This is a genomic window from Streptomyces palmae (assembly GCF_004684805.1).
In the GTDB taxonomy this organism is placed as follows: Bacteria; Actinomycetota; Actinomycetes; order Streptomycetales; family Streptomycetaceae; genus Streptomyces; species Streptomyces palmae.
Window position 1 is genome coordinate 23,859 of sequence record NZ_SRID01000034.1, and the last position, 6,804, is coordinate 30,662.

Genomic DNA, 6,804 nt, shown 5'->3' on the forward strand with positions numbered 1-6,804 from the left:
GTCCCGCAGCGGGACACGCCCCGCTGTGCGCGCGGCCCGTTCGTCGGGGCCTCGGTGCCGGATTCCGGGGATGTGAGGATGCCCCTGCCGGCCGACGAGCGGCCGACAGGGGCACCGGGCTCAGGCGAGGTCGAACCGGTCGAGGTTCATCACCTTGTCCCACGCTGCCACGAAGTCGCGCACGAACTTCGCTCCGGCGTCCGCCGAGGCGTAGACCTCCGAGATCGCTCGGAGCTGGGAGTGCGAGCCGAAGATGAGGTCGACGGCGGTGGCGGTCCACGTGACCTCGCCCGTGGCGCGATCTCGGCCGTCGAACACGTTCTCGGCCGACGTCGATGCCTTCCACTCGGTGCCCATGTCGAGCAGGTTGACGAAGAAGTCGGTGGTCAATGTCTCCGGCCGGCGGGTGAGGACGCCGTGCGGGGACCCCCCGAAGCCGGCGTTCAGCGCCCGCATGCCGCCGACCAGGACCGTCATCTCGGGAGCGGTGAGTGTCAGCAGGTTGGCGCGGTCCAGCAGGAGGGTCTCCGGCGACAGCTTCTCTCCTGCCCGGAGGTAGTTGCGGAAACCGTCCGCCTTGGGTTCGAGCACGGCGAACGACTCCACGTCCGTCTGCTCCTGCGATGCGTCCGTTCGCCCTGGGGCGAAGGGGACCGTGATGTCGTGCCCGGCGTCCTTCGCCGCCTTCTCGACGGCCGCGCACCCGGCCAGGACGATCAGGTCGGCGAGGGAGACCTTCGTTCCGCCGGTCTGCGAGCGGTTGAAGTCCTGTCGGATCCGCTCAAGGGTCTGCAGCACCTCGGCGATCTCGGGCAGGTCGTTGACCTCCCAGTCCTTCTGGGGCGCGAGTCGAATCCGTGCCCCGTTGGCCCCGCCGCGCTTGTCGGTGCCGCGGAAGCTCGCCGCCGCCGCCCAGGCGGTGGTGACCAGCTGGGCGACGGACAGTCCGGAGCCGAGGATCCTGCCCTTGAGGGCGGCGACGTCCTCGTCGTCGACCAGTTCGTGATCGACCGCCGGGACCGGGTCCTGCCACAACTGCGGCTCGGGAATCCACGGGCCGAGGTAACGCGAGACGGGTCCCATGTCGCGGTGGAGCAGCTTGTACCACGCCTTGGCGAACGCGATCGCGAGCTTGTCGGGGTTCTTGTGGAAGCTCTCGATGATGGGCCTGTAGACCGGGTCCATCTTCAGCGCGAGGTCCGTCGTCAGCATCATGGGAGGGTGCCGCTTCGAGGGGTCATGGGCATCGGGCACGGTGTCCGCGGCCGACGGATCCGTGGGAGTCCACTGCTTGGCGCCGGCGGGGCTCGACGTCAGCTGCCAGTCGTACCCGAGCAGGTTGTCCAGGTACCCGTTGTCCCACTGCGTCGGCTGGGAGGTCCAGGCGCCCTCAAGCCCACTGGTGAGCGCGTCGGAGCCCCTGCCGCTGCCATACGTGTTCCGCCAGCCGAGACCTTGCTGCTCCAGGGGGGCGCCTTCGGGTTCCGGGCCGATGTAACTGGCGTCGACCGCACCGTGGCACTTGCCGAAGGTGTGGCCGCCGACGATGAGCGCGGCCGTCTCCTCGTCGTTCATCGCCATCCGCCCGAATGTCTCGCGGATGTCCCTGGCGGCGGCCAGGGGATCCGGGTTGCCGTTGGGCCCCTCCGGATTGACGTAGATCAGTCCCATCTGCACGGCGCCGAAAGGACCGGCGAGTTCCCTGTCGCCGCTGTAGCGCTCATCTCCCAGCCATGTGTCCTCGGGCCCCCAGAAGATCTCCTCGGGCTCCCAGATGTCCTCGCGCCCGAAGGCGAACCCGAACGTCTTGAATCCCATCGATTCCATGGCGCAGTTGCCGGCGAAGACGAGAAGGTCGGCCCAGGAGACTTTCCGGCCGTACTTCTGCTTGACCGGCCAGAGCAAACGGCGGGCCTTGTCGAGGCTCGCGTTGTCCGGCCAGCTGTTGAGCGGGGCGAAGCGCTGCGCTCCGCGGCCGCCACCGCCTCGGCCGTCAGCGATGCGATACGTTCCCGCGGAATGCCAACTCATCCGGATGAAGAGCGGCCCGTAGTGGCCGTAGTCGGCAGGCCACCAGTCCTGGGACACCGTCATCACCTCGAAGACGTCCCGCTTCAGCGCGTCGACGTCGAGGGTGGCGAACTCTTTCGCGTAGTCGAAGTCCTCGCCCATCGGATTGGATCGGGGCGAATGCTGGTGGAGAACCTGGAGGTCCAGCTGATTCGGCCACCAGTCCCGGTTCGTCCTGGGCCGAGTCGCCGTGGGGGTCGGAGAGGGGATTGCCGGGTTCTCGCTTTCGCTGCCGGACACGTCCGTCCTTCTTTCTGTCGTGGTGCGTCCTTCTGCTGGCTGCTGCTCTTGGCGTCGTTCGCCTTGCCGGTGTCGGTATTCGGTCCGCGCTCGCTTGTGCTCACGACGATGCCGATGACCGTTCCGGTGTCGGCGTCCGTATGGTCGCGCACCACAGACCGCCCCGCCACGAGAACACGCAGAGTGTCCTTGCGTAACCGGGACTTTGGAATTCATGGGTGAATGCGGGATTTGGCTCGATGGCCGACGACTCTCCCGGCCTCCGCGGGCCATGCGGGAAAGGCGGCTTTTACGATGATCGTGATCGCGCGCTGACGTGCCTGAGCACCGGGACCTGGCCGAGGTCCCGGTGCCGGAGTCGTCATCAGCGGTGCGACGCGGACCAGCGCGGCATCGTCACCGAGGCACGCTCGTCATGCGCGGTGGTACTGGATGGGGGAGGAGACCTCGCCGCCGAGCTCGGCAGCGGCGTGGCGAGCCCAGTACGGGTTGCGCAGCAGCTCACGTCCGAGTAGGACGGCGTCCGCCTGGCCGGAGGCGATGACGTCCTGGGCCGGCCCCGGATCGGTGATCATGCCGACGGCTGCCACGGGCATGCCGGTCTCGTTGCGGATCCGCTCGGCGAAGGGCACCTGGTAGTGGGGGCCGGACTCGATCTTCGCGTCGGGGGCGTTGCCGCCGGTGGAGACGTCCATGAGGTCGACGCCCCGGGCCTGGAGTTCCTTGGCGAGGAGGACGGTGTCGTCCGCGGTCCAGCCGGTCCGCTCGTCGTCCGGGTTCTCGGTGAGCCAGTCCGTGGCGGAGATGCGGAAGAAGACCGGCAGGTCCGCGGGCCACACGGAGCGGACCGCCTCGACGACCTCCAGGGCGAACCGGGTCCGGCCCTCGAAGGAGCCGCCGTACTCGTCGGTGCGGTGGTTGCTGTGGGGGGAGAGGAACTCGTGGATCAGATAGCCGTGCGCACCGTGGATCTCGATGACCTCGAATCCTGCTGCCAGAGCACGTTCGGCGGCGTCGGCGAACTGCTGGACGATCTCCCGGATCTCGGAGGTGGCCAGTTCCCTGGGGACGGTCGAGGACGCGCTGAAGGGGATCGCGCTGGGGCCGACCGGGGTCCACCCGTACGGCTCGTCAGGGCCGATCGGGCGCCCGCGGTCGACCCAGGTGCGCTCGGTGGAGGCCTTGCGCCCGGCGTGGGCGAGTTGGACGGCGGGGACCGTGCCCTGCGTCTTGAGGAACGCGGTGATGCGCTGGAACGCGGCGACCTGTGTGTCGTTCCATATGCCCAGGTCGTAGGGGCTGATCCGGCCCTCGGGGCTGATGGCCGTGGCCTCGGTGATGATCAGACCGGTACCGCCCGCGGCTCGGGCGGCCAGGTGCGCGAAATGCCAGTCCGTCGGGACGCCGGCCGTGTCCCCTTCCGGTGTCGCGCTGTACTGGCACATCGCCGCCATCCAGATGCGATTGGGGATGGCCACCGACCTGAGGGTGAAGGGGGTGAAGAGAGAGGTCAACGGGGAACTCCTTCTGCCTGCGTGGCCGGGGGCCTGTGGAGGGTGGTGATCAACCGACGCCGACTGCGCGACGCACTCTCAATAATTGCACGCGCTTCTTATTTGTTCCAGCGGGATAGCGGCGTGCGACATGGAGCCCGGTCCCGGGCGGGGGAGGGCGCCGCTCTGTGTTCTCACCACGGATGCCGCCGCACCCCGCTGGACCCGCTGAAGCGCAGGTCGAGCGGGGTGCGGTGGCGGCTTCGCCTCAGGTGGTGGGGGCACCGGCCACGCGGCGCTCACCGCCGTTGCGCTCCTGCCAGAACGTGTAGACGTCCACGGCCTCCGCACGGGGCTCGTGGCGCATCGGCAGTCGGCGCTGGTCCCAGTTCTTGCCGAACTCCTCGTAGAAGGTGTTCAGCTCGAAGTACTTGCGGTCGTCCACGTAGTGCGGCTCGTAGGCGTCGCGGGTGGTGAGGAAGACCACCTCGTCCGGGGAGCAGTAGTACAGCGCGCCCAGGCACATCGGGCAGGGGTGGGCCAAGACGTAGATGGTGGTGCCGGTCAGGTGCTCGGTGCCCAGCTTCGTGCATGCCTCGCGGATGGCGAGGATCTCCGCGTGGGCGGTGGGGTCGCCTGTCTGCGCGACCCTGTTCGGCGATTCGGCCAGGATCTCGCCGTCCTTGACGATGACGGTGGCGAAGGGCCGGCCGCCCTCGGCGACGTTGGCCCGGGCGATGTCGATGGTGCGCTGGAGGAAGTCCATGGAGATGCTCCGGAGAGGTGGGGGGTGGGCCGCCTCGCGGCGGTACGGGTGCGCCGGGCGGTGCGGGGCAGGCCGGCCGGGATGGGGGTCCGGCCCGCCCCGCTGTGCTGCCCGGCGTATCACGCGGCCTTGGGATCAGAACGGCTTGGTCGGCAGGTACTTGCCGTCCAGGGTGATGACGGCGCGCTCGCCGCCTTCGGGGTCGGCGACCTTCTTCACGTCCAGCTTGAAGTTGATCGCGGAGATGATGCCGTCGCCGAACTGCTCGTGGACCAGGGCCTTGAGCGTGGTGCCGTAGACCTGGAGCATCTCGTAGAAGCGGTAGATGGTCGGGTCGGTGGGGATACCGCCGGGGATCGAGCCGCGGGTGGGGATGGTCTGCAGCAGCGTCACCGCGTCCTGGTCCAGGCCCAGCAGCTCGGCCACGGCCTTCGCGGACCGCTCCGGCAGGGGGTGCTGGCCGAGGACCGCGGCGGTGGTGAAAGCCACCGACAGGCCGGCGGCGTCGGCGATCTGCTGCCAGGAGACGTTCTTGCGGGTCTTGGCCTCGACGGCCTGGGCGGCGACGGCCTCGCGGGCGGTGGAGTCGAACTGGGCGTGCACCATGGGAGTGCTCCTTTTTCTGGGGGCGCCGGTCCGTGGGGAAGGCGGAAGCGGCAGGTTCGGGTTTGGTGTTCCGGCGTGTCGTGCTGCCGGCGGGACGGCGACAGCGCCGCGGGGCAGGGCCCGGGCGGGGTTCGGGTCGGGCGTCGGTCAGGAGGCGAGAGCGGTGCCCGCGCCGGCGACGTCGAGCGCTTCGACGCGTCCGGTGGCGATATCGAAGACCCAGCCGTGCAGGGTCACCCTCTTCTCCGCCTGCGCCCGGGCGATCGAGGGATGGGTGGTCAGGTTCGTCAGCTGGGCGTACACGTTCTGGCGGACCAGGGCTCCCACCTTCTCCGGACCTGCCGCCATGTGGGCGGTGCGGGCCACGGCGGCGTCCGCGTGCCGCAGCCAGTCGGCGACCACCGGTGCGCCGGACAGGTCGTGGCCTTCGGCCAGGGCGGTCATCGCGCCGCAGGCGGAGTGCCCGCACAGCACGATGTCGGTCACGCCCAGCACACTGACGGCGTACTCGATGCTGGCCGTCACCCCGTTGGCGCCGGGGGTGTAGGCGGGGACGAGGTTGCCGGCGGTGCGGATGACGAAGAGCTCGCCCGGCTCGCCCTGGGTGATCAGCTCGGGTACGACGCGGGCGTCCGAGCAGCCGATGAACAGCGTGTGCGGCGCGTGATGCGCGGCCAGGTGGCTGAAGAGATCCGCCTTGGCCGGGAAGACGTCCCGCTGGAAACGGGCGACGCCCTCGGCGAGGTCCTGCATGGGTCACTCCCTTCGGCGGCGGGCGGCCCCTGCGGGCTGGTGAAATCCACCATGCACGACCTGCGTCTATAGAGTCCAAGAGCAACTCGCCATAGGAGCTAGTGGTCACGTCTATAGTTGCTTCCGTGGCCGTCCTGGAACTACGTCACCTGCGCTATCTGCTCGCCGTCGCCGAACACGGCAACTTCACCCGTGCGGCGGAAGAGCTGCACATCTCCCAGCCCACGCTGTCCCAGCAGATCAAGCAGCTGGAACGGACCCTGGGCGTGCAGCTGCTGGACCGCACCGGCCGCGCGGTGCGGCTCACCGACGCCGGCGCCGTGTACACCGACCACGCCCGCCGCGCACTGCGCGACCTGGCTGCCGCCGAACGAGCCGTCCACGACGTCCAGAACCTCGCCCGCGGCCACCTGCGGCTGGGTGCCACTCCCACCTTCTCCGCCTACCTCATCGGCCCGCTCACCGCCGAGCTCCATGCCCACCACCTCGGCATCCGGCTGTCCCTGACCGAGATGACCCAGGACCGCGTCGAAGCCGCTCTGCTCGCGGACGACCTCGACATCGGCATCGCCTTCACCGGGGCCCACCTGCCCGGCATCACCCCCACGCCGCTGTTCACCGAGACCCTGAGCCTCGTCACCGCCACCCAGCGTTCCCCCGTACGGCCGGCCCCCGTACCCGTGCGGGCCCTCGACGACATGCAGCTCGCCCTGCTGAGCGGCGACTTCGCCACCCGCACCCATGTCGACGCCTACCTCACCAGGCACCGGGCCGCTCCCCGTATCGCGGTCGAGGCCAACTCCATCCAGGCCCTCACCGAAATCGTTCAGCGCACCCCCCTGGCCACCGTCCTGCCCGACGCCATCACCCACGACC

At 69.4% G+C, this 6,804-nt stretch carries 6 protein-coding genes; 1 reads left to right on the forward strand and 5 read right to left on the reverse strand.

Annotation, left to right across the window (positions count from 1 at the left end):
- Nucleotides 1-120: 120 nt before the first annotated feature.
- The 5 genes from katG to E4099_RS06245 form a co-directional block, all read right to left on the reverse strand.
- Nucleotides 121-2,310 carry a catalase/peroxidase HPI gene (katG, locus tag E4099_RS06225; protein ID WP_135337932.1) on the reverse strand — a complete coding sequence of 730 codons (2,190 nt, stop codon included), beginning with the start codon at nucleotides 2,308-2,310 and terminating at the stop codon, nucleotides 121-123.
- 413 nt (nucleotides 2,311-2,723) lie between these two features.
- Entirely contained in the window at nucleotides 2,724-3,824 is a 1,101-nt protein-coding gene (locus E4099_RS06230; protein ID WP_135337933.1) for an NADH:flavin oxidoreductase/NADH oxidase, read from the reverse strand.
- A gap of 247 nt (nucleotides 3,825-4,071) precedes the next feature.
- Entirely contained in the window at nucleotides 4,072-4,569 is a 498-nt protein-coding gene (locus E4099_RS06235) for a nucleoside deaminase (protein ID WP_135337934.1), read from the reverse strand.
- A gap of 135 nt (nucleotides 4,570-4,704) precedes the next feature.
- Nucleotides 4,705-5,175: a cyanase gene (gene cynS / locus E4099_RS06240; protein ID WP_135337935.1), complete on the reverse strand. Its 471-nt coding sequence runs from the start codon at nucleotides 5,173-5,175 to the stop codon at nucleotides 4,705-4,707.
- Nucleotides 5,176-5,322: 147 nt separating this feature from the next.
- Nucleotides 5,323-5,928, reverse strand: coding sequence for a carbonic anhydrase (locus tag E4099_RS06245; RefSeq protein ID WP_135337936.1), 606 nt, complete (start codon nucleotides 5,926-5,928; stop codon nucleotides 5,323-5,325).
- Between the two features lie 125 nt (nucleotides 5,929-6,053).
- On the opposite strand from E4099_RS06245, the gene cynR reads away from it, so the two are divergent.
- A partial coding sequence (cynR, locus tag E4099_RS06250) for a transcriptional regulator CynR (RefSeq protein ID WP_135337937.1) occupies nucleotides 6,054-6,804 on the forward strand: 751 nt, incomplete at its 3' end.